Source organism: Streptomyces sp. NPDC027672, from assembly GCF_055566335.1.
Window position 1 is genome coordinate 310,692 of sequence record NZ_JBVHSO010000007.1, and the last position, 22,075, is coordinate 332,766.

Annotated in this window: 20 protein-coding genes; 18 read left to right on the top strand and 2 right to left on the bottom strand. The window is 73.6% G+C overall.

Translation table 11 applies throughout. From position 1 onward, the window contains the following. Window positions 1–3: 3 nt before the first annotated feature. The 4 genes from priA to ACZ4SV_RS19445 all read left to right on the top strand — a co-directional run bounded on the left by priA (window position 4) and on the right by ACZ4SV_RS19445 (window position 3,196). Window positions 4–729, top strand: a complete 726-nt coding sequence (priA, locus tag ACZ4SV_RS19430; RefSeq protein ID WP_365872325.1) for a bifunctional 1-(5-phosphoribosyl)-5-((5-phosphoribosylamino)methylideneamino)imidazole-4-carboxamide isomerase/phosphoribosylanthranilate isomerase PriA — start codon at window positions 4–6, stop codon at window positions 727–729. Further along, a complete protein-coding gene (locus ACZ4SV_RS19435; RefSeq protein WP_365872323.1) occupies window positions 726–1,121 on the top strand; it encodes a RidA family protein in 396 nt (131 codons plus the stop codon). The genes priA and ACZ4SV_RS19435 overlap by 4 nt, the downstream gene beginning before the upstream one ends. Next, window positions 1,118–1,873: an imidazole glycerol phosphate synthase subunit HisF gene (gene hisF, locus ACZ4SV_RS19440; protein ID WP_365872321.1), complete on the top strand. Its 756-nt coding sequence runs from the start codon at window positions 1,118–1,120 to the stop codon at window positions 1,871–1,873. Before ACZ4SV_RS19435 ends, hisF begins: the two co-directional genes overlap by 4 nt. Window positions 1,874–1,957: 84 nt before the next feature. Next, window positions 1,958–3,196 (top strand): MFS transporter, encoded by a 1,239-nt coding sequence (locus tag ACZ4SV_RS19445; protein ID WP_468005712.1) that lies wholly within the window; start codon window positions 1,958–1,960, stop codon window positions 3,194–3,196. Window positions 3,197–3,215: 19 nt separating this feature from the next. Here the strand turns inward: ACZ4SV_RS19445 and ACZ4SV_RS19450 are convergent, their stop codons facing one another. Then, window positions 3,216–3,851: a TIGR03085 family metal-binding protein gene (locus tag ACZ4SV_RS19450; RefSeq protein WP_468005714.1), complete on the bottom strand. Its 636-nt coding sequence runs from the start codon at window positions 3,849–3,851 to the stop codon at window positions 3,216–3,218. Between the two features lie 83 nt (window positions 3,852–3,934). Here ACZ4SV_RS19450 and hisI point away from each other — a divergent pair, with 83 nt between their 5' ends. The 11 genes from hisI to lgt all read left to right on the top strand — a co-directional run bounded on the left by hisI (window position 3,935) and on the right by lgt (window position 12,802). Further along, window positions 3,935–4,336: a phosphoribosyl-AMP cyclohydrolase gene (hisI, locus tag ACZ4SV_RS19455; protein WP_397940666.1), complete on the top strand. Its 402-nt coding sequence runs from the start codon at window positions 3,935–3,937 to the stop codon at window positions 4,334–4,336. An 11-nt stretch (window positions 4,337–4,347) separates the two neighbouring features. Further along, a complete protein-coding gene (locus ACZ4SV_RS19460) occupies window positions 4,348–5,826 on the top strand; it encodes an anthranilate synthase component I (protein WP_468005716.1) in 1,479 nt (492 codons plus the stop codon). A 96-nt stretch (window positions 5,827–5,922) separates the two neighbouring features. Then, window positions 5,923–6,561 (top strand): TIGR02234 family membrane protein, encoded by a 639-nt coding sequence (locus ACZ4SV_RS19465; RefSeq protein WP_468005718.1) that lies wholly within the window; start codon window positions 5,923–5,925, stop codon window positions 6,559–6,561. Between the two features lie 115 nt (window positions 6,562–6,676). Beyond that, entirely contained in the window at window positions 6,677–6,934 is a 258-nt protein-coding gene (locus tag ACZ4SV_RS19470) for an HGxxPAAW family protein (RefSeq protein ID WP_365941847.1), read from the top strand. 111 nt (window positions 6,935–7,045) lie between these two features. Next, window positions 7,046–7,537 carry a DUF2752 domain-containing protein gene (locus tag ACZ4SV_RS19475; RefSeq protein WP_468005720.1) on the top strand — a complete coding sequence of 164 codons (492 nt, stop codon included), beginning with the start codon at window positions 7,046–7,048 and terminating at the stop codon, window positions 7,535–7,537. A 126-nt stretch (window positions 7,538–7,663) separates the two neighbouring features. Further along, complete coding sequence (trpC, locus tag ACZ4SV_RS19480; RefSeq protein ID WP_365877706.1) at window positions 7,664–8,473, top strand: indole-3-glycerol phosphate synthase TrpC; 810 nt, start codon at window positions 7,664–7,666, stop codon at window positions 8,471–8,473. Window positions 8,474–8,493: 20 nt separating this feature from the next. Beyond that, the gene (gene trpM / locus ACZ4SV_RS19485) at window positions 8,494–8,709 is read left to right on the top strand and encodes a tryptophan biosynthesis modulator TrpM (RefSeq protein WP_365877704.1); all 216 of its coding nucleotides are present in this window, start codon (window positions 8,494–8,496) and stop codon (window positions 8,707–8,709) included. A 56-nt stretch (window positions 8,710–8,765) separates the two neighbouring features. After that, on the top strand, window positions 8,766–10,049 hold the full coding sequence (gene trpB / locus ACZ4SV_RS19490; RefSeq protein ID WP_468005723.1) for a tryptophan synthase subunit beta: 1,284 nt from the start codon (window positions 8,766–8,768) through the stop codon (window positions 10,047–10,049). After that, window positions 10,046–10,864, top strand: coding sequence for a tryptophan synthase subunit alpha (trpA, locus tag ACZ4SV_RS19495; RefSeq protein ID WP_468005725.1), 819 nt, complete (start codon window positions 10,046–10,048; stop codon window positions 10,862–10,864). Before trpB ends, trpA begins: the two co-directional genes overlap by 4 nt. Window positions 10,865–10,973: 109 nt before the next feature. Continuing rightward, window positions 10,974–11,750: a DsbA family protein gene (locus tag ACZ4SV_RS19500; protein ID WP_365877697.1), complete on the top strand. Its 777-nt coding sequence runs from the start codon at window positions 10,974–10,976 to the stop codon at window positions 11,748–11,750. Window positions 11,751–11,830: 80 nt separating this feature from the next. After that, a complete protein-coding gene (lgt, locus tag ACZ4SV_RS19505; RefSeq protein ID WP_468005727.1) occupies window positions 11,831–12,802 on the top strand; it encodes a prolipoprotein diacylglyceryl transferase in 972 nt (323 codons plus the stop codon). Between the two features lie 112 nt (window positions 12,803–12,914). Here lgt and ACZ4SV_RS19510 read toward each other — a convergent pair whose 3' ends face one another. Next, window positions 12,915–14,282, bottom strand: coding sequence for an ADP-ribosylglycohydrolase family protein (locus ACZ4SV_RS19510; protein ID WP_468005729.1), 1,368 nt, complete (start codon window positions 14,280–14,282; stop codon window positions 12,915–12,917). Window positions 14,283–14,734: 452 nt separating this feature from the next. Between ACZ4SV_RS19510 and ACZ4SV_RS19515 the strand changes: the two genes are divergently transcribed. The 3 genes from ACZ4SV_RS19515 (at window position 14,735) to ACZ4SV_RS19525 (ending at window position 21,993) form a co-directional block, all read left to right on the top strand. After that, window positions 14,735–15,466, top strand: a complete 732-nt coding sequence (locus ACZ4SV_RS19515) for a VIT1/CCC1 transporter family protein (RefSeq protein ID WP_365877691.1) — start codon at window positions 14,735–14,737, stop codon at window positions 15,464–15,466. A 559-nt stretch (window positions 15,467–16,025) separates the two neighbouring features. Then, window positions 16,026–20,537 (top strand): glutamate synthase large subunit, encoded by a 4,512-nt coding sequence (gene gltB, locus ACZ4SV_RS19520; protein WP_468005732.1) that lies wholly within the window; start codon window positions 16,026–16,028, stop codon window positions 20,535–20,537. Continuing rightward, window positions 20,530–21,993: a glutamate synthase subunit beta gene (locus ACZ4SV_RS19525; protein ID WP_468005734.1), complete on the top strand. Its 1,464-nt coding sequence runs from the start codon at window positions 20,530–20,532 to the stop codon at window positions 21,991–21,993. The genes gltB and ACZ4SV_RS19525 overlap by 8 nt, the downstream gene beginning before the upstream one ends. Window positions 21,994–22,075 lie beyond the last annotated feature (82 nt).

The following is a 22,075-nucleotide window of genomic DNA, read 5'->3' on the forward strand; positions in this document are numbered from 1 at the left end:
ACCATGGCCAAGCTCGAACTCCTCCCCGCCGTCGACGTCCGCGACGGCCAGGCCGTCCGCCTCGTACACGGCGAGTCCGGGACCGAGACCTCCTACGGCTCCCCGCTGGAGGCCGCCCTCGCCTGGCAGCGCGCCGGCGCGGAGTGGCTACACCTGGTCGACCTGGACGCCGCGTTCGGCACCGGGGACAACCGCGCCCTGATCGCCGAGGTCGCCCGGGCGATGGACATCAAGGTGGAGCTGTCCGGCGGCATCCGCGACGACGACACCCTCGCCGCCGCCCTGGCCACCGGCTGCACCCGGGTGAACCTCGGCACGGCCGCCCTGGAGACGCCCGAGTGGGTCGCCGAGGTCATCGCCGAGCACGGTGACAAGATCGCCGTCGGTCTGGACGTCCGGGGCACCACGCTGCGCGGCCGGGGCTGGACCCGCGACGGCGGCGACCTCTACGAGACGCTGGAGCGCCTGGACAAGGAGGGCTGCGCCCGCTACGTCGTCACCGACATCGCCAAGGACGGCACGCTCCAGGGCCCCAACCTGGAACTGCTGAAGAACGTGTGCGCGGCCACGGACCGCCCGGTGGTGGCCTCCGGCGGCGTCTCCTCCCTGGACGACCTGCGCGCCATCGCCGGCCTGGTCCCGCTCGGCGTCGAGGGCGCCATCGTCGGCAAGGCCCTGTACGCCAAGGCGTTCACCCTGGAAGAGGCCCTGACGGCGGTGTCCCGGTGAGCGACGTGCGACGCGTGGTGACCGGCGCGCCCTGGGAAGAGGAGTTCGGCTACTCCCGCGCGGTGGAGCTGCCGAACGGACTGGTGCTGGTCTCGGGCTGCACGTCCGTCGTGGACGGGCAGATCGCCGGGGGCGGCCCCTACGAGCAGGCGGCCAACGCCTTCCAGGTCGCCCTCTCGGCGCTGGAGCGGCTGGGACTCGGCCGGGACGACGTGGTGCGGACCCGCATGTACCTCACGCACGCCCGGGACGTGGAGGAGGTCGGCCGGGCCCACAAGGAGCTGTTCGACACCGTCCGGCCCGCCGCTTCCATGATCATCGTCTCCGGTCTCGTCGACCCCAGCCTGGTCGTCGAGGTCGAGGTGGAGGCGTTCCGGGGAGTGACCGCATGACCCTGGCCGTACGGGTGATCCCCTGCCTGGACGTGGACGGCGGCCGGGTCGTCAAGGGCGTCAACTTCCAGAACCTGCGCGACGCCGGCGACCCCGTCGAGATGGCCAAGGTCTACGACGCCGAGGGCGCCGACGAACTGACCTTCCTCGACATCACCGCGTCCTCCGGCAACCGCGAGACGACCTACGACGTGGTGCGCCGCACCGCCGAGCAGGTGTTCATCCCGCTGACGGTCGGCGGCGGCGTCCGCACCGCCGAGGACGTGGACAAGCTGCTGCGGGCGGGCGCCGACAAGGTGGGCGTGAACACCGCGGCGATCGCCCGCCCCGACCTGATCCGCGAGATCGCCGAGCGCTTCGGCCGCCAGGTGCTGGTGCTGTCGGTGGACGCCCGCCGGACCGGTCCGGGCGGCTTCGAGGTGACCACCCACGGCGGCCGGCGCGGCACCGGCATCGACGCGGTGGAGTGGGCGCACCGGGCGGCGGAGCTGGGCGCGGGCGAGATCCTGCTGAACTCCATGGACGCGGACGGCACCAAGGACGGCTACGACCTGGAGATGATCGCGGCGGTCCGCAAGCACGTCACCGTCCCGGTGATCGCCTCCGGCGGCGCCGGCCGGCTGGCCGACTTCCCGCCGGCCGTCGCGGCGGGCGCCGACGCGGTCCTGGCCGCCTCGGTCTTCCACTTCGGCGACCTGCGCATCGGCCAGGTCAAGCAGACCCTGCGGGACGCCGGCCACCCCGTCCGGTAGACCCGCCGCCTTCCCAAGGGCCCCGGCCGCCCGGCCGGGGCCTGCCGCACGCCCGCGACAGCCGCCCGAGGAGCGCCCCTTTCCGTGACCGCGCCGCTCATACCGCCGGCGACCGCGCACGCCCACCGTGACCCCCGCGTCCTGCGCTGGCTCGGCGCCTACACCTCCTCGATGCTCGGCGACAGCGTCTACTACCTCGCGCTGTCCTGGGCCGCCGTCCAGGCCGGCACGCCCGCGCAGGCCGGACTGGTGATGTCCGCGAGCGCCCTGCCCCGGGCCGTGCTCCTGCTCGGCGGAGGCGTGCTCGCCGACCGGCTGGGCCCGCGCAGGGTCGTCATCGGCAGCGACGCCGTCCGCTGCGCCGCCGTCCTCGCCGTCGCCGCGCTGCTGTTCCTCACCCGCCCCGGACTGTGGCCGCTCGCCCTGCTCGCCCTGGTCTTCGGCGCCGTCGACGCCGTGTTCCTGCCGGCCGTGGGCGCCCTGCCGGCCCGGATCACCGGCCAGGACCAGCTCGCCCGCGTCCAGGGCCTGCGCGGCCTCGCCAACCGGGGCGCGAGCGTCGTCGGCGCCCCGCTCGGCGGCCTCGGCGTGGCCCTCGGCGGCGCCCCGGCCGCCTTCACCCTCGCCGGGGCGCTCATCGCCCTCTCGGTGCCGCTGCTGGTCTCCGTGCGGATCCCCGACCCGCGGGCGGACGGCCCGCCGGGCGCCGCGGGGACCGCCTGGAGCGATCTGCGGGCCGGTCTGCGCCATGTCCGCCACCACCGCGTCCTCGGACCGCTGATGATCGCCATCGCCCTCGGCGACCTCGGCTTCGTCGGCCCGCTGAACGTCGGTCTGACCCTGCTCGCCGACCGGCGCGGCTGGGGCGCCGCCGGACTGGGCTGGGTGCTGGCCGGATTCGGCACCGGCGCGGGCGCCGCCGCGCTGCTGCTGGCGGCCCGCGGCCGGGTGCCGCGCGCCGGACTGGTCACCGGGTGCGCGTGCACCGCCGGCGCCGTGGCCCTCGGCGCCCTCGCCTTCGTGCCGGCCCTGACCGCCGCCGTCGGCACCGCCCTGCTGGTCGGTCTGCTCACCGGACTCAGCGGCGCCCTGTGCGGCGCCCTGCTCCAGACCCAGTCCGACCCCGCCTACCTGGGCCGGGTCACCGCCGTCTCCGGCCTCGTCAGCCTCGGCCTGGCCCCGCTGAGCATGCCCCTGGCGGCCGCCGCGGCCGGCACCTTCGGACTCGGCCCGGTCTACGCCGTCAGCGCCGCCGTCTGCGGACTCGGCGGCCTCGTCGTCCTCGCCGTACCGGCCCTGCGCGGCGCCGAACTGCCCGGCTGACCGCGCCCGGACCGTGGTCTCAGATGCCGAGCTGCCTCGACTCGTGCAGCCGGGAGACCGCCTCCGCGTCCCCGTCCAGCTCCACCCGGGCCGCGCTCTGCCGCCCGTACGCGAACAGCAGCAGCTCCGACGGCTCACCGGTCACCGTGACCACCGGCGTGCCCCGGTGCGCCACCACGGTCTGCCCGTCCGGGCGGCGCAGCACCAGACCCGTCGGCACACCCCGGCCCATCAGCCGCGCCGCCCGCTCCAGCCGGGACCACAGCGTGTCCTGGAAGACCGGGTCCAGCTCGCGCGGCGTCCAGTCCGGCTGGGCGCGGCGGACGTCCTCGGTGTGGACGTAGAACTCGATGATGTTGGCCGCCTCGTCGACCTGCTTGAGCTGGAAGGGCGAGAACCGGGGCGGGCCGGTGCGGATGAGCTGGATCAGCTCCTCGTACGGCTTGGCCGTGTACTCGGCCATCACCTTCTCCAGGCGCGGCGCGAGCTGTCTGAGCAGCGTGCCGCCCGCCGCGTCCGGCCGGCGCTCGCGCACGATCACGTGCGCGGCCAGGTCCCGGGTCCGCCAGCCCTCGCAGAGGGTTTCGGCGTCCGGCCCGACGGTTTCCAAGAGGTCGGCGAGCAGCAGCCGTTCACGCTTGGCGAAGGTCGACATGGGGAAAGCCTACGGCCAGGCGGCCGGTCCGCCCAATGGACGGGGGAGCGGGCCCGGCCGGCGCGCGCGGCACAATGGCACCCATGACCAGTACGACCGGCAGCCCCCGGCCCAGCAGCCTCGACCCGGAGATCGCCGCGCGGCTCAAGCGCAGCGCCGACGGTCTCGTCCCCGCCATCGCCCAGCAGTACGACACCGGCGAGGTGCTGATGCTCGGCTGGATGGACGACGAGGCACTGCACAGGACGCTGACCACCGGCCGCTGCACCTACTGGTCGCGCAGCCGCCGGGAGTACTGGGTCAAGGGCGACACCTCCGGCCACGTCCAGCGGGTGAAGTCGGTCGCGCTGGACTGCGACGCCGACACCCTGCTGGTCAAGGTGGACCAGGTGGGTGCCGCCTGCCACACCGGCGCGCGCACCTGCTTCGACGCGGACGTGCTCCTTCAGGACGCCGGTTCCGCCGCCCCGGCGTCCGCTCAGTAAGGTCGGCCGCCATGGACCTCGAGACCTTCCGCGAACTGGCCACCGACCGGCGTGTCATCCCGGTCACCCGCAAGCTCCTCGCCGACGGCGACACCCCGGTCGCCGTCTACCGCAAACTGGCCGCCGAACGCCCGGGCACCTTCCTGCTGGAGTCCGCGGAGAACGGCCGCTCCTGGTCCCGGTACTCCTTCGTCGGCGTCCGCAGCGCCGCCACGCTCACCGCGCGCGACGGACAGGCCCACTGGACCGGCACCCCGCCCGTCGGCGTCCCCACGGACGGCGACCCGCTCGTGGCCCTGCGCGCCACCCTCCAGGCCCTGCACACCCCGCACCAGGAGGGCCTGCCGCCGTTCACCGGCGGCATGGTCGGCTACCTGGGCTACGACATCGTGCGCCGCCTGGAGAAGATCGGCCCGGGCGAGCGCGACGACCTGGAGCTGCCCGAGCTGACCATGCTGCTCACCAGCGACCTCGCGGTGATGGACCACTGGGAGGGCTCGGTCCTGCTGATCGCCAACGCGATCAACCACAACGACCTGGACACCGGTGTCGACGAGGCGTACGCGGACGCCGTGGCCCGCCTGGACGCCATGGAGGCGGACCTGTCCCGCTCCGTCGCCCAGCCCCCGGCGCAACTGCCGCCCTCGGAGCTGCCCGGGTACACCGCCCGCTGGGGCGGCCCCGACTACCAGCGGGCCGTCGAGGACGTCAAGGAACGCATCCGCGCGGGCGAGGCCTTCCAGGTCGTGCCCTCCCAGCGGTTCGAGACGCTGTGCACGGCGAGCGCCCTGGACGTCTACCGGGTGCTGCGCGCCACCAACCCCTCGCCGTACATGTACCTCTTCCGCTTCGACGGCTTCGATGTCGTCGGCTCCTCCCCGGAGGCGCTGGTGAAGGTGGAGGACGGGCGCGCGCTGGTGCACCCCATCGCCGGCACCCGGCACCGCGGGGCCACCCCGCAGGAGGACCAGGCGCTCGCCGAGGAACTGCTCGCCGACCCCAAGGAGCGCGCCGAGCACCTGATGCTGGTCGACCTCGGCCGCAACGACCTCGGCCGGGTCTGCGAGCCCGGCTCGGTCGAGGTGGTCGACTTCATGTCCGTCGAGCGCTACTCGCACGTGATGCACATCGTCTCCACCGTCACCGGCAAGGTGGCGCCCGGCCGCACCGCCTTCGACGTGCTCACCGCGTGCTTCCCGGCGGGCACCCTCTCCGGCGCCCCCAAGCCCCGCGCGATGCAGATCATCGACGAACTCGAGCCGTCCCGGCGCGGCCTGTACGGCGGCTGCGTCGGCTATCTGGACTTCGCCGGCGACTCCGACACCGCGATCGCCATCCGCACGGCCCTGCTCCGCGACGGCACGGCCTACGTCCAGGCCGGCGCCGGCGTCGTCGCCGACTCCGACCCGGCCGCGGAGGACCAGGAGTGCCGCAACAAGGCGGCGGCGGTACTGCGCGCCGTGCACACGGCGAACCGCCTGGGCGGCTAGGGTCTTTCGTTTGGATCAGGCCGGATTCGAACGAAAGACCCTGGGGCGTTTCTCATACGAACCCCGGGTGACGGTTCGCCCGGGGTTCAGGCGATAGTGGAGTACGTGACTGCCGTACCCCACCTCCCTTCCCAAGCCGCCGCGCCCGCCCGGTCCGGCCGGCGGAGCCTCGCCGTCGCCCTCCTGTCCGGCGCGCTCGGCGCGGCCGTGGCACTGCTCGCCACCCGGCAGCGCTGGGCGGAGGGCACCGCGACGGTGGCGGGCGGCGCGTTCCCGCTGACGGCCAAGGGCAGCGACGTCACCGGCGTCCCCGCGGCCCTCGCCATAGTGGGCCTCGCCGCGCTCGTCGCCGTCTTCGCCGTCCGCCGGGCCGGCCGCCTCCTGGTCTCCGCACTGCTCGCGCTGTCCGGTGCCGGGACCGCCGCCGCCGCCCTCGCGACCGCCTCCGACAGCTCCGCGCTGGACGAGAAGGCGGCCCGGGTGAGCGGGGACAGCTCCGCCACGGTCGCCGCGCTCACCCACACCGGCTGGCCCTACGTCGCCGCCGCCGGCGGGCTGCTGATCCTGCTCGCCGGACTGCTCGCCCTGCGCTACGGCGGCCGGTGGCCCGCGATGTCCGGCCGGTACGAACGCGGCACCGACCGCCCCCGGCGCACCGCCCGCCCGGCCGACCCGGAGCGCCCCGAGGAGATCTGGAAGGCCCTGGACCGGGGCGAGGACCCGACGGGCGCCTGAGCGGTGTGGTGAAACAGACGCCACCCCCGCGTCCGGCGCCCGCGGCCGTGCGGGACAATGGACGACGAGCGTACGACGCCTATCACGAGACGTACACAGCAACGAGGAGCAAGTCATGGCGGGCAGCAGCCACGGTCACACCCCGGCCGCCTGGACCGGTGTCATCATCGCCTTCATCGGTTTCTGCGTCGCGGGCGCCTTCATGGTGATGGCCCAGCCCGTCGGCTTCTGGGCCGGTATGGCGATCACGGTCCTCGGCGCGGTGGTCGGCGCGATCATGCGCGCCATGGGACTCGGCATGCCGAAGCAGTCCGGCACCCTGCCGCACCAGAGCCCGGCGCCGAGCCGCGAGCCGGTCGGGGCGGAGAGCTGATCCACAGGCGTCACCCGCGGGGCGGCCCGGCGGCCTAGAGCCGCGGGCCGCCCCGCGCACGTGCGGGGCCGCCGGCGCGCGGGCGGCGGTCCGGCGGGGCAGAATGCGGACGTGAACGCCTCCGGCCGCCCGGCCCCGCCCCGCGCCCCCGCCCGGCGGCTCGCGCCCGGCGCTCCGGTCCGGCGGTTCGCGCCCCGCGGCCCCGTCCGGCGGCTCGCCGTCCCCGTGGCGCTGCTCGCGGCCGTCGCCGGGGCCTTCGCCTACGTCGGCGCCGTCGACCCGGGCGAACCCGGCCACTACCCGGTCTGCCCGCTGTACCGGCTCACCGGCCTGTACTGCCCCGGCTGCGGCGGACTGCGCGGCGCGCACGCCCTCGTCCACGGCGACCTGCTCACCGCCCTGCGCGACAACGCGCTCGGCGTGGCCGGCGCCCTGGGCTTCGCCGTGCTGTGGACGCTCTGGGCGGCCCGCGCGGCCCGCGCGGCCCGCGGCCGCCCGCCGCTCCCCGGCCTCCCGCCCGCCGGCCTGTGGGCGGCCGGCGCCCTGGTGCTGGTGTTCACCGTCGTCCGGAACCTGCCGTTCGGTGGCTGGCTCCGCCCTTGACGGACGTCCAGGTAGTGGGACCGCCCTCCGCCGGATGCGGGGCCACGGCCCCGCTGCGGATACCATCGCATTGACCAAAGGTTTTCCGAACCTGAAGGAACCACCGTCTGGAAGGGGGCCGCTCGCGTGAGTGTGCTCGACGAGATCATCGACGGAGTCCGTGCCGACCTCGCCGAGCGGCAGGCACGCGTCAGCCTCGACGAGCTCAAGGAGCGCGCGGCCAAGGCCCCCGCCGCCAAGGACGGGGTGGCCGCGCTCAAGGGCGACGGCGTCAAGGTGATCTGCGAGGTCAAGCGCTCCAGCCCGTCCAAGGGCGCGCTGGCCGCGATCGCCGACCCGGCCGGACTCGCCGCGGACTACGAGGCGGGCGGCGCGGCCGTCATCTCCGTCCTCACCGAGCAGCGCCGCTTCGGCGGCTCGCTCGCCGACCTGGAGGCCGTCCGCTCCCGCGTGGACATCCCGGTGCTGCGCAAGGACTTCATCGTCACGTCGTACCAGCTCTGGGAGGCCCGCGCGTACGGCGCCGACCTCGCGCTGCTGATCGTGGCCGCCCTGGACCAGCCGGCCCTGGAGTCGCTGATCGAGCGGGCGGTGTCCATCGGTCTGACCCCGCTGGTCGAGGTGCACGACGAGGACGAGGTCGAGCGGGCGGTGGACGCGGGCGCCAAGATCATCGGTGTCAACGCGCGCGACCTGAAGACGCTGGAGGTCGACCGCGGCACGTTCGAGCGGATCGCCCCGGAGATCCCGGACGAACTGGTCAAGGTCGCCGAGTCCGGGGTGCGCGGCCCGCACGACCTGATCGCCTACGCCAACGCCGGCGCCGACGCGGTCCTGGTCGGCGAGTCCCTGGTCACCGGCCGCGACCCGAAGGCGGCGGTGGCCGACCTGGTGGCGGCGGGCGAACACCCGGCCCTGCGCCACGGGCGCGGCTGAGCGCCGCTAGGCTGGGTCCGATGACTCTCACCGTGACGACCGTGGACCGGCACGCGCGCCTGGCGCGCGGCTGCCGCCCGCGCGGCTGCCGTGCTCCGGCCCGCCGCGTCCACGGCCGCCGCGTGCGGTACGTCATCGGAGACGAACCCGGGCAGGTCAACGGCCGCCGAAGGCAGCGCGCCCTCCAGGGGCGCGGGGAACTGCGCGACACGCCGGGCCGGCCCGCGGCCGGCTGACCACCCCCGCCCCACGGCGCACAGTGTCTCTTCCGCACTCACCGTGAGGTTTCCGCATGCCCAGCGACTTCTTCGTTCCCGACCCCGAGGGCCGGGTCCCCAGCGCCGAAGGCTACTTCGGCGCGTTCGGCGGCAAGTTCATCCCGGAGGCCCTCGTCGCCGCCGTGGACGAGGTGGCCGTCGAGTACGACAAGGCCAAGCACGACCCGGAGTTCGCCCGCGAGCTGGACGACCTGCTGGTCCACTACACCGGCCGCCCGTCGGCGCTCACCGAGGTGCCGCGGTTCGCCGGACACGCCGGCGGCGCCCGGGTGTTCCTCAAGCGCGAGGACCTGAACCACACCGGCTCCCACAAGATCAACAACGTGCTCGGCCAGGCCCTGCTCACCCGGCGCATGGGCAAGACCCGGGTCATCGCCGAGACCGGCGCCGGCCAGCACGGCGTCGCCACGGCCACCGCCTGCGCGCTGTTCGGCCTCGATTGCACCATCTACATGGGCGAGATCGACACCGAGCGCCAGGCCCTCAACGTGGCCCGCATGCGCATGCTCGGCGCCGAGGTCGTCGCCGTGAAGTCCGGCAGCCGCACCCTGAAGGACGCCATCAACGAGGCGTTCCGGGACTGGGTCGCCAACGTCGACCACACCCACTACCTGTTCGGCACGGTCGCCGGCCCGCACCCCTTCCCGGCCATGGTCCGCGACTTCCACCGGGTGATCGGCGTCGAGGCCCGCCGCCAGATCCTGGAGCGCGCCGGGCGCCTCCCGGACGCGGCCGTCGCCTGCGTCGGCGGCGGCTCCAACGCCATCGGCCTCTTCCACGCCTTCATCCCGGACGCGGGCGTCCGCCTGATCGGCTGCGAGCCCGCCGGCCACGGCATCGGGACCGGCGAGCACGCGGCCACCCTGACCGCGGGCGAGCCCGGCATCCTGCACGGCTCCCGGTCCTACGTCCTCCAGGACGACGAGGGCCAGATCACCGAGCCGTACTCGATCTCGGCCGGCCTGGACTACCCGGGCATCGGCCCCGAGCACGCGTACCTGAAGGACTCCGGCCGCGGCGAGTACCGCGCGGTCACCGACGACGCGGCCATGCGGGCCCTGCGCCTGCTGTCGCGCACCGAGGGCATCATCCCGGCCATCGAGAGCGCCCACGCCCTCGCCGGCGCCCTGGAGGTCGGCCGGGAGCTGGGCGAGGACGGCCTGATCCTGGTCAACCTGTCCGGCCGCGGCGACAAGGACATGGACACCGCCGCGCGCTACTTCGGCCTGTACGACACCGACGCCGAGGTCGCGGCCGACGCCGCCGACACCGCCGAGATCGAGGGAGACGTCAAGTGAGCGGGAACATCCGGCTGCTGTCGGACACCCTCGCGGGCGCCAGGGCCGAGGGCCGCTCCGCGCTCATCGCCTACCTCCCGGCCGGGTTCCCGACCGTGGACGGCGGCATCGAGGCCGTCCGGGCCGTCCTGGACGGCGGCGCGGACGTGGTCGAGGTCGGCCTGCCGCACAGCGACCCGGTGCTCGACGGCCCGGTCATCCAGACCGCGGACGACATCGCCCTGCGCGGCGGGGTGCGGATCGCCGACGTTCTCCGCACGGTCCGGGAGGCCCACCGGGCCACCGGGAAGCCGGTCCTCGTCATGACGTACTGGAACCCCGTCGACCGCTACGGCGTCGAGCGCTTCGCCGCCGAGCTGGCCGAGGCGGGCGGCGCCGGCTGCATCCTGCCCGACCTGCCGGTGCAGGAGTCGGCGCTGTGGCGGGAGCACGCCGAAAAGCACGGCCTCGCCACGGTCTTCGTCGTGGCGCCGAGCAGCAAGGACGAGCGGCTCGCCGAGATCACCGCGGCGGGCAGCGGATTCGTCTACGCGGCCTCCCTCATGGGGGTCACCGGCACCCGTGAGTCCGTCGGCGCGCAGGCCCAGGACCTGGTCGAGCGCACCCGCGGCACCGGCACCGCGCTGCCGGTCTGCGTCGGGCTCGGCGTCTCCACCCCGGCCCAGGCCGCCGAGGTGGCCGGCTTCGCCGACGGCGTGATCGTCGGATCGGCGTTCGTCAAGCGGATGCTGGACGCGCCGGACCACGCCGCCGGCCTCGCGGCGGTGCGCGAGCTGGCCGGGGAACTGGCGAAGGGCGTACGCGGACAGGCGTGACCGCCCGCGGTGACCGTCGGCCTGCCCTTCGTCAAGGGAGTCGGTCACTCGAACGGGTGGACCTCGGACCGGGGAGGCGCGCTGCGCCTCCCCGGTTCGTTCTGGGGGTGTGAGCGAGAAGAACCGTGACGGAAAGCGCACCGCCCGGGAGCGGCTGGCGGTCGAGCGCGAGAAGCAGAAGTCCGCGGACAGGCGCCGGCGCGCGCTGATCGTGGGCGCGAGCGTCGTGTGCGTCCTGGGCCTCGCGGCGGTGATCGGCGTGGTCGCCGCGAACGCCGGCAAGGACAAGAAGAGCGCCGGCGCCGGCCCGGCCGTGGCGCCCTCGGGCGCGCAGGGCAAGGACAGCCTCGCGCTCCCGGTCGGCAAGGACGGCGCCGGGTCGACGCTCACCGTCTGGGAGGACTTCCGCTGCCCGGCCTGCCAGGCCTTCGAGGTGGCGTACCGGCCGGTGCTCCACGAGCTGACCGACGCCGGCAAGCTCAGGATCGAGTACCACCTGGTCCGGCTGATCGACGGCAACCTCGGCGGCACCGGCTCGCTGCGCGCCGCCAACGCCGCCGCCTGCGCCCAGGACGCCGGGAAGTTCCGCGACTACCACGACGTGCTGTTCGCGAACCAGCCCAAGGAGACCGACGACGCCTTCGCGGACAACGGCAGGCTGACCGGGCTGGCCGGCAAGGTGAAGGGCCTGGACACGCCCGCGTTCCGCTCCTGCGTCGACAAGGGCACCCACGACGGCTGGGTGGAGAAGTCCCACCAGGCGTTCCGCACCGGCGGCTTCAACGGCACGCCCACGGTGCTGCTCGGCGGCAAGAACATCTACCAGGACCGGACGATGACCCCGGCCAAGCTGAAGCAGACGGTGGAGGCGGCCGACCGGCGGTGAGCGTGCACCGCGCCCGTTATGGACCCGTAGCCGGGCTGCTTGCCGTCCCCACGGCCCGGCACGGTAGCGTCGGACCTGCCATGAACCTTGCCTATATCCCCAGCCCGTCGCACGGGGTGCTGTACCTCGGCTCCCTCCCGCTGCGCGGCTACGCCTTCTGCATCATCATCGGCGTCTTCGTTGCCGTCTGGTTCGGCAACAGGCGTTGGATCGCCCGCGGCGGGCAGCCCGGCACGGTCGCCGACATCGCCGTCTGGGCCGTGCCGTTCGGCCTGGTCGGCGGCCGGCTCTACCACGTGATCACGGACTACGAGCTGTACTTCGGCGCGGGCCGCGACTGGGTGGACGCCTTCAAGGTCTGGGAGGGCGGCCTCGGCATCTGGGGCGCGATCGCGCTCGGTGCGCTCGGCGCGTGGATCGGCGCGCGGCGCCGGGGCGTCCCGATGCCCGCGTACGCCGACGCCGTCGCGCCCGGCATCGCGTTCGCGCAGGCCATCGGCCGCTGGGGCAACTGGTTCAACCAGGAGCTGTACGGCCGGGAGACCCATGTGCCCTGGGCGCTGCACATCACCTCGTCCGAGGGCGGCCGGGTGCCGGGCTACTACCACCCGACGTTCCTGTACGAGTCCCTGTGGTGCGTCGGCGTCGGCCTGCTGGTGATCTGGGCGGACCGCCGGTTCCGGCTGGGGCACGGCCGGGCGTTCGCCCTGTACGTCGCGGCGTACTGCGTGGGCCGCGGCTGGATCGAGTACATGCGGGTGGACGACGCCCACCACATCCTGGGCCTGCGTCTGAACGACTGGACCGCACTGGTCGTCTTCCTGCTGGCGGTGACGTACATGGTGGTGTCGGCGAAGAAGCGGCCGGGCCGGGAAGCGGTGGTCGAACCGGGTGCGGTGAGCGCCGGCGACGCGGCCGAGGACACGACGCCCGACACCGACACCGAGGGCGAGGCCGGGACCGCCGGGCGGACGGCGCCGGCGGCGGACAAGACGGAACCGGCGCCCGCGCCGGACTCCAAGCCGGAGCCGGAGTCGGCCGAGAAGAGCTGACCGGCCGGCGGACCGACACGGAGGGCGCCCGGGGAACCCCGGGCGCCCTCGGCGTGTGCGGGGGCGGGCGGCCCCGGGGTGACCCGGTCCGGCAAGGTGGCCGGCAGGCCCGTCAGAGCGCCTGCCGGCGGGTGAGCTGGGCGAGGGTGTCGAAACCGGACCCGTCGAAGTCGGCGAGGCGGCTGGCGAGCCGGTTCTTCAGCGGGGCCCGCCAGTGTTCGGGCAGCGCGTCCGGGGAGCCGGCGAGCAGACCGGCGACACTGCCCGCGGCGGCGCCGGCCGTGGCGGTGTCCCAGCCGCCGGACACGGCACGGCCCACGGAGCCGGTGAAGTCGCCGTCGGCGTGGGTGAGGGCGGCGGCGAGCAGGGCGGTGGTGGGGACGGCGTGCAGCCGGTGGTGGGTGGCGGCGTAGCGGTCCTGGAGGGCGTCCGCCACGTCCGCGAAGTCCGTCGTGCTCCGGGCCAGCCGGACGGCGTGGGCGACGGCCGCAGCCAGCCGGGACCGGGGCGGGAGGACCGCGCGGCCGGCGCGCAGGCAGGCGTGGACGTCCTCGGTGCCGGTGGCGGCGGTGGCGATGACGGCAGCGGTGAACATCGCCGCGTAGACGCCGTTGGCGGTGTGGGTGAGGACCGCGTCGCGGTGCGCCTGCCGGGCGGCGGCGGCCGGGTCGCCCGGGTGGGTCCAGCCGTGCACGTCGGCGCGGACCAGGGCGCCGGTCCATTCGCGGAACGGGTTGCGGTGGCGGGCGGTGTGCGGGGGTTCCACGCCGGCCAGCAGATTGCGCAGGGCGAGCCGCTCGGCGGTGGAGGTGCGGCCGGCCGGCAGTTCGTCGAGCCAGAGCCGGGCCACGTCGTCGGTCGTGAACGCCTTGCCGTGCCGCTGGAGCAGCAGCAGGCCGAGCAGGGTGTGGTCGAGTTCGCCGGTCGAGGGCATGCCGTCGATGTTCTCGGCGAGGCAGGGGGCGGCGTCCCGGGGGTTCCACGGGTGGGCGGCCAGGAGGTCCCCGGGGACCGACCGGGCGGTGAAGTAGCCGGCGGGGGGCCAGTTCCCGGCCGCCTCGGCGAGGGCGCGCAGGCCGTCGAGGGGGAGCGCCTCGACGGGCTTGCCGAGCAGACAGCCGACGGCCCGGCCCAGCCAGGCGGCTTCGAGGGCGGCGCGGTAGCGCTCCGCGGGGGCGCGCGGTCCGGCGGGGGGCGCCGGCCAGGCGGGGCACAGCGCCGTGATCCGGGCCGGCTCCGTCGGCTCGTCCTCGGCGAAGCGGCTGGGCAGATCGGCGAGTTCGTCCAGCAGGTCCTCGGCCAGCAGGCGCAGGTAGCGGGTGACGCCGGGCGCGGACGCGCCGGCCCGCTCCGGGGCGTCCGGGCCGCCCGCCGCCCGCCAGCGCGCCTCGACCGCCTTCGGTTCGCGCCCGTCCAGCCGGGCCTGGCGCAGTTCGTGGCCCAGCAGGTCTTCCGGCTGGACCCAGGTCAGACGGAGCACGGGCGGCCTCCGAGAGGACCGGCCGCGCGCTCGGGGGCGCGGGTCCCGTCCCGGCCGGCGGCCCGGCGCGCGACCCCGGCGGGCGCCGGGCCGGGCGCCCACGGCCCCTGCCGGCCGTTATCCGCGGCCGCCGGGGCGAGGGACCGGGCGGTGCGCCAGGCGTTGCCGCCGGCCGCACCGGCCGGTACTCCGGTGCGCCGCGGGCCGGGGGACGCGCCGACGCGTGCTTCGTTTCTGACCGTCATGTCCCGAATCATCCCCCTGGGCGGTCCGGGTCGCGCGGTTTCCAGGGTTCCGGCGCGTCCCACGCGGCCGGTGCCGGAGGGCAAAACCGCAGGTTAGCCCAGCCTTTCCTTGCTGGCGGAGACGGAATCACCAGCGTAGATTCTGTGTTGTCAAAAAGTAGAACGCGTCCAAAGTCAGCTTTGGCTAAGCTCACCTGGGGGGCCCGCATGGCCATCATCGAAACCGAGGCCGCGCTGCACGAAGCGCACCGCGACAACCACACGCACCGCGATGTGAACGGCGGCTGGCTGCGGCCCGCCGTCTTCGGTGCGATGGACGGCCTGGTTTCGAACCTCGCCCTGATGACGGGCGTGGCCGGCGGCTCCGTGGGCCAGCACACCATCGTCATCACCGGCCTCGCGGGCCTCGCCGCCGGCGCCTTCTCCATGGCGGCCGGCGAGTACACCTCCGTCGCCTCGCAGCGCGAACTCGTCGAGGCCGAACTCGACGTCGAACGCCGTGAGCTGCGCCGGCACCCGCAGGACGAGGAAGCGGAGCTGGCCGCGCTGTACGCGGCGCGCGGGGTGGAGCCCGAGCTGGCCCGCCAGGTGGCCCGGCAGCTGTCCCGGGACCCCGAGCAGGCCCTGGAGATCCACGCCCGCGAGGAACTGGGCATCGACCCCGGTGATCTGCCCTCGCCGCTGGTCGCCGCCGTGTCCTCGTTCGGTTCGTTCGCCCTCGGCGCCCTGCTGCCCCTCCTGCCGTACCTCCTCGGCGCGACCGTGCTGTGGCCGGCCGTGCTGCTGGCCCTCGCGGGGCTCTTCGGATGCGGTGCCGTGGTGGCCCGGGTGACCGCGCGGAGCTGGTGGTTCAGCGGTCTGCGGCAGCTCGCGCTCGGCGGCGCGGCGGCCGGTGTGACGTACGCCCTGGGCACTCTGTTCGGAACGGCCGTAGGATAGGCCGACCGGTACCTATGCGAGGGGCCGCATAAGTACCCGTTACTCACTGGTTTCAGTTCCTTGACGACCGGGCATGAGCCGTAAGCGCTGCGGGCAATGACGCCTGCCGCACCCCCTCGGGGCGGGTGATGTCACCCTCCCCGGCCCCCGCGGGGCCGCCGGACGCCGATCCGACCGATCGGGTCCGTGGCGGTCCCTCCGCCACGTCGGCCGTCACCGCACGGCCCCCGCCGCCACCCCACGGCACCGCCGTCCCGTACGGCACCGCGCCGCCACCGCGCGGCATCCGCCGCGTCCCCGTGGCACCTCCGCCGCGACCGCGGCGTCCGCATGATGGAACGGAGTATCCGGTTCCCGGGAACCGCTCCATCATGTAACCTGCACGAAATTTTGATCTCACCGTAGATCTCACGCAGAGGGCCAACGTCGTCCCTCGGCACCTGCCACATGCCATATGACGACGACGGGAGAGCCGATGCGTACGCCGCGCCAGCCGTCCCAGCACTCCACGAACGGCCGAAACTGGTCGTTCATGGATGCTCGCCCTGCTGCGCAGGGTATGTACGACCCCCGCAACGAACACGACGCCTGCGGCGTCGGTTTCGTCGCCACTCTCACCGGCGAGGCCTCCCACACCCTGGTCGAGCAGGCACTCACCGTGCTGCGCAACCTGGAGCACCGCGGCGCCACCGGCTCCGAGCCCGACTCCGGCGACGGCGCGGGCCTCCTCTCCCAGGTGCCGGACGCCTTCCTCCGCGAAGTGGCCGGATTCGACCTTCCCGCGGCCGGTTCCTACGCGGTAGGCATCGCCTTCCTGCCCCAGACCGGGGCCGAGGACGCCGTCTCACAGATCGAGACGATCGCCGCCGAGGAGGACCTCACCGTCCTCGGCTGGCGCGAGGTCCCGGTCGCCCCGGAGCTGCTCGGCGCCACCGCCCGCTCCACCATGCCGCTGTTCCGGCAGCTGTTCGTCGCCGACGGCGCCAGCGAGGGCATCGCCCTGGACCGCAAGGCGTTCGTGCTGCGCAAGCGCGCCGAGCGGGAGGCCGGGGTCTACTTCCCGTCCCTGTCCGCCCGGACGATCGTCTACAAGGGCATGCTGACCACCGGCCAGCTCGAGCCCTTCTTCCCGGACCTGTCCGACCGCCGCTTCGCCTCCGCGATCGCGCTCGTGCACTCCCGGTTCTCCACGAACACCTTCCCGTCGTGGCCGCTCGCACACCCGTACCGCTTCGTCGCGCACAACGGTGAGATCAACACCGTCAAGGGCAACCGCAACTGGATGCGCGCCCGCGAGTCCCAGCTGCTCTCCGGCCTGTTCGGGCCCCAGGACAAGCTGGACCGCCTCTTCCCGGTCTGTACGCCGGACGCCTCCGACTCCGCCTCCTTCGACGAGGTGCTGGAGCTGCTGCACCTCGGCGGCCGTTCGCTGCCGCACTCGGTGCTGATGATGATCCCGGAGGCGTGGGAGAACCACGTCTCCATGGACCCGGACCGGCGCGCCTTCTACCAGTTCCACTCCACGATGATGGAGCCCTGGGACGGCCCCGCCTGCGTCACCTTCACCGACGGCACCCAGGTCGGCGCCGTCCTCGACCGCAACGGCCTGCGCCCCGGCCGCTACTGGGTCACCGACGAGGGCCTGGTGGTCCTCGGCTCCGAGGTCGGCGTCCTGGACATCGACCCCGCCAAGGTCGTCCGCAAGGGCCGTCTCCAGCCCGGCCGGATGTTCCTCGTCGACACCGCCGAGCACCGCATCATCGAGGACGACGAGCTCAAGGCGTCCCTCGCCGCCGAGAAGCCGTACGCCGAATGGCTGGAGGCCGGCGAGATCGAGCTGGTCGACCTGCCCGAGCGCGAGCACATCGTCCACACCCACGCCTCGGTCACCCGCCGCCAGCAGACCTTCGGCTACACCGAGGAAGAGCTGCGCGTCATCCTCGCGCCGATGGCCCGCGCCGGCGCCGAGCCGATCGGCTCCATGGGCACGGACTCCCCGATCGCGGCCCTCTCCGAGCGCCCCCGGCTGCTCTTCGACTACTTCACCCAGCTCTTCGCGCAGGTCACCAACCCGCCGCTGGACGCCATCCGCGAGGAACTGGTCACCTCCCTGCGCTCGTCGCTGGGCCCGGAGGGCAACCTGCTGGAGCCGACGGCCGCCTCCTGCCGCTCGGTCACCCTGCCCTTCCCGGTGATCGACAACGACGAGCTGGCCAAGCTCATCCACATCAACGCCGACGGCGACATGCCCGGCTTCAAGGCCGCGACCCTCTCCGGCCTGTACCGGGTCTCCGGCGGCGGTGACGCCCTCGCCGCGCGCATCGAGGAGATCTGCGCCGAGGCCGACGCCGCCATCGACAACGGCGCCCGGCTGATCGTCCTGTCGGACCGCCACTCGGACGCCGAGCACGCGCCGATCCCGTCGCTGCTGCTCACCTCGGCCGTCCACCACCACCTCATCCGCACCAAGCAGCGCACCCAGGTGGGCCTGCTGGTCGAGGCCGGCGACGTCCGCGAGGTCCACCACGTCGCCCTGCTCATCGGCTACGGCGCCGCCGCCGTCAACCCCTACCTGGCGATGGAGTCGGTGGAGGACCTGCTGCGCGCGGGCACCTTCCTGAACGGCCTGGAGCCCGAGCAGGCCATCAAGAACCTGATCTACGCCCTCGGCAAGGGCGTGCTGAAGGTCATGTCCAAGATGGGCATCTCCACCGTCGCCTCCTACCGCGGCGCGCAGGTCTTCGAGGCCGTCGGCCTGGACGAGGGCTTCGTGGAGACGTACTTCAACGGCACCGCCACCAAGATCGGCGGCGTCGGCATCGACGTCATCGCCGCGGAGGTCGCCGCCCGCCACGCCAAGGCCTACCCCGTCTCCGGCATCGCCCCGGCGCACCGCGCGCTGGACATCGGCGGCGAGTACCAGTGGCGCCGCGAGGGCGAGCCGCACCTGTTCGACCCGGAGACGGTCTTCCGTCTCCAGCACTCCACGCGCTCCGGCCGGTACGACATCTTCAAGAAGTACACGTCCCGGGTGAACGAGCAGTCCGAGCGCCTGATGACGCTGCGCGGCCTGTTCGGCTTCAACTCCGGCCGCGGCCCGATCCCCGTCGAGGAGGTCGAGCCCGTCTCCGAGATCGTCAAGCGGTTCTCCACGGGCGCGATGTCGTACGGCTCCATCTCCAAGGAGGCGCACGAGACCCTCGCCATCGCCATGAACGAGCTGGGCGGCAAGTCCAACACCGGCGAGGGCGGCGAGGACGCGGACCGCCTGTACGACCCGGCGCGCCGCTCGGCGATCAAGCAGGTCGCCTCCGGCCGTTTCGGCGTGACCTCCGAGTACCTGGTCAACGCGGACGACATCCAGATCAAGATGGCCCAGGGCGCCAAGCCCGGCGAGGGCGGCCAGCTGCCCGGCCACAAGGTCTACCCGTGGGTGGCCAAGACCCGGCACAGCACCCCGGGCGTCGGCCTGATCTCCCCGCCGCCGCACCACGACATCTACTCCATCGAAGACCTGGCCCAGCTGATCCACGACCTGAAGAACGCGAACCCGCGGGCGCGGATCCACGTCAAGCTGGTCTCCGAGGTCGGCGTCGGCACGGTCGCGGCCGGTGTGTCCAAGGCGCACGCGGACGTCGTCCTGATCTCCGGCCACGACGGCGGCACGGGCGCCTCCCCGCTGACCTCGCTGAAGCACGCGGGCGGCCCCTGGGAGCTGGGCCTCGCCGAGACCCAGCAGACCCTGCTGCTCAACGGCCTGCGCGACCGGATCGTCGTGCAGACCGACGGCCAGCTGAAGACCGGCCGGGACGTGGTCATCGCCGCGCTGCTCGGCGCCGAGGAGTTCGGTTTCGCCACCGCTCCGCTGGTCGTCTCCGGCTGCGTGATGATGCGCGTCTGCCACCTGGACACCTGCCCGGTCGGCATCGCCACCCAGAACCCGGTGCTGCGCGACCGCTTCGCCGGCAAGGCCGAGTACGTGGTGAACTTCTTCCGGTTCATCGCCGAGGAGGTCCGCGAACTGCTGGCCGAACTGGGCTTCCGCTCCATCGAGGAGGCCGTCGGCCACGCCGAGGTGCTGGACGTCGAGCGCGCGGTGAACCACTGGAAGGCGCAGGGCCTGGACCTGGCCCCGCTGTTCCACGTGCCCGAGCTGGCCGACGGCGCCGTCCGCCACCAGGTCGCCGCCCAGGATCACGGCCTGGAGAAGGCCCTGGACAACGAGCTGATCAAGCTGGCCGCCGACGCGCTCGCCGCGCAGGACGCGACCGAGGCCCAGCCGGTGCGCGCCCAGGTCGCCATCCGCAACATCAACCGCACGGTCGGCACCATGCTCGGCCACGAGGTGACGAAGAAGTTCGGCGGCGCGGGTCTGCCCGACGACACCATCGACATCACCTTCACCGGCTCCGCCGGCCAGTCCTTCGGCGCGTTCCTGCCGCGCGGCGTCACGCTGCGCCTGGAGGGCGACGCCAACGACTACGTCGGCAAGGGCCTGTCCGGCGGCCGGATCGTGGTCCGCCCGGACCGGGCCGCCGACCACCTCGCCGAGTACTCCACCATCGCGGGCAACACCATCGCCTACGGCGCCACCGGCGGCGAGCTGTTCCTGCGCGGCCGTACCGGTGAGCGGTTCTGCGTCCGCAACTCCGGCGCGCTGGTGGTCTCCGAGGGCGTGGGCGACCACGGCTGCGAGTACATGACCGGCGGCCACGCGGTCGTCCTCGGCCCGACCGGCCGCAACTTCGCCGCGGGCATGTCCGGCGGTGTCGCCTACGTCATCGACCTCGACACCGCCGACGTCAACGCCGGCAACGCCGGTGCGGTCGAGGCGCTGGACGACGCGGACAAGCGGTGGCTGCACGACGTGGTGCGCCGCCACGCCGAGGAGACCGGCTCGACCGTCGCCGCGAAGCTGCTGGCCGACTGGGACACGGCCGCGGCACGCTTCAGCAAGATCATCCCCAGCACGTACAAGGCAGTGCTCGCCGCCAAGGACGCCGCCGAGCGAGCCGGTCTCTCCGAGACCGAGATCACCGAGAAGATGATGGAGGCGGCGATCAATGGCTGACCCGAAGGGCTTCCTGAACCACGGCCGTGAGGTCGCCGAGACCCGCCCCGTCGCCGAGCGGGTCAGGGACTGGAACGAGGTCTACGTCCCCGGCTCCCTGCTGCCGATCATCAGCAAGCAGGCCAGCCGCTGCATGGACTGCGGTATCCCGTTCTGCCACAACGGCTGTCCGCTGGGGAACCTGATCCCCGAGTGGAACGACTACGCCTACCGCGAGGACTGGGGCGCCGCCTCCGAGCGGCTGCACGCCACCAACAACTTCCCGGAGTTCACCGGCCGCCTGTGCCCGGCCCCGTGCGAGGCGGCATGTGTGCTGGGCATCAACCAGCCGCCGGTCACCATCAAGAACGTCGAGGTCTCCATCATCGACAAGGCGTGGGACAGCGGGGACGTCGCCCCGCAGATCCCCGAGCGCCTGTCCGGCAAGACGGTCGCGGTCATCGGCTCGGGCCCGGCGGGTCTCGCCGCCGCCCAGCAGCTGACCCGGGCCGGCCACACGGTCGCCGTCTACGAACGCGCGGACCGCGTCGGCGGCCTGCTGCGGTACGGCATCCCCGAGTTCAAGATGGAGAAGCGGCACATCAACCGCCGGATCGAGCAGATGCGCGCGGAGGGCACCCGCTTCCGCACCGGCGTCGAGATCGGCCGCGACATCAACGCCCGCGACCTGAAGAAGCGGTACGACGCGATCGTGATCGCCGCCGGCGCCACCACCGCGCGCGACCTGCCGGTGCCGGGCCGCGAACTCAAGGGCGTCCACCAGGCGATGGAGTACCTGCCGCTGGCCAACAAGGTCCAGGAGGGCGACTACGTCACCCCGCCCCTGTCGGCCGAGGGCAAGCACGTCGTCGTCATCGGCGGCGGTGACACCGGCGCGGACTGCGTGGGCACCGCCCACCGGCAGGGCGCGGCCTCCGTCACCCAGCTGGAGATCATGCCCCGCCCGAACGACGAGCGGCACCCGGTCGCCCAGCCCTGGCCGACCTTCCCGCTGCTCTACAAGGTCACCTCGGCGCACGAGGAGGGCGGCGAGCGGGTCTACTCCGTCTCCACCACCCACTTCGAGGGCGACGAGGACGGCAACGTCCAGTGGCTGCACCTCACCGAGGTCGAGTTCGTGGACGGCAGGCTGACCCCCAAGCCGGGCACCGAGCGCAAGATCCCGGCCCAGCTCGTCACCCTCGCCATGGGCTTCACCGGCACCGACCGGGAGAACGGCCTCGTCGAGCAGTTTGGGCTGGACCTGGACGAACGGGGTAACATCGCCCGCGACGCCGACTTCCAGACCAACGTGCCGGGTGTGTTCGTCGCCGGTGACGCCGGCCGCGGCCAGTCCCTCATCGTGTGGGCGATCGCGGAGGGCCGCTCGGCCGCCCGCGGAGTCGACCGCTACCTGACCGGGGCCAGCGACCTGCCGGCCCCGATCCGCCCGACGGACCGCGCCCTGGCGGTCTGACGCGCACGGACCCGGGGTCCTCGGACCCCGGTCCCCAAGGAACGTCCCGTACAACGGCGTACGGAACACAGATGGCGCCTGC

Excerpts from the sequence above, each read along its gene's own strand:
- hisF (WP_365872321.1), top strand. The coding sequence starts at position 1,118 with ATGACCCTGGCCGTACGGGTGATCCCCTGCCTGGACGTGGACGGCGGC.
- trpB (WP_468005723.1), top strand. The coding sequence starts at position 8,766 with ATGCCCAGCGACTTCTTCGTTCCCGACCCCGAGGGCCGGGTCCCCAGC.
- gltB (WP_468005732.1), top strand. The coding sequence starts at position 16,026 with ATGTACGACCCCCGCAACGAACACGACGCCTGCGGCGTCGGTTTCGTC.
- ACZ4SV_RS19460 (WP_468005716.1), top strand. The coding sequence starts at position 4,348 with ATGGACCTCGAGACCTTCCGCGAACTGGCCACCGACCGGCGTGTCATC.
- priA (WP_365872325.1), top strand. The coding sequence starts at position 4 with ATGGCCAAGCTCGAACTCCTCCCCGCCGTCGACGTCCGCGACGGCCAG.
- ACZ4SV_RS19450 (WP_468005714.1), bottom strand. The coding sequence starts at position 3,851 with ATGTCGACCTTCGCCAAGCGTGAACGGCTGCTGCTCGCCGACCTCTTG.
- trpM (WP_365877704.1), top strand. The coding sequence starts at position 8,494 with ATGACTCTCACCGTGACGACCGTGGACCGGCACGCGCGCCTGGCGCGC.
- ACZ4SV_RS19525 (WP_468005734.1), top strand. The coding sequence starts at position 20,530 with ATGGCTGACCCGAAGGGCTTCCTGAACCACGGCCGTGAGGTCGCCGAG.
- ACZ4SV_RS19515 (WP_365877691.1), top strand. The coding sequence starts at position 14,735 with ATGGCCATCATCGAAACCGAGGCCGCGCTGCACGAAGCGCACCGCGAC.
- hisI (WP_397940666.1), top strand. The coding sequence starts at position 3,935 with ATGACCAGTACGACCGGCAGCCCCCGGCCCAGCAGCCTCGACCCGGAG.
- lgt (WP_468005727.1), top strand. The coding sequence starts at position 11,831 with ATGAACCTTGCCTATATCCCCAGCCCGTCGCACGGGGTGCTGTACCTC.
- ACZ4SV_RS19470 (WP_365941847.1), top strand. The coding sequence starts at position 6,677 with ATGGCGGGCAGCAGCCACGGTCACACCCCGGCCGCCTGGACCGGTGTC.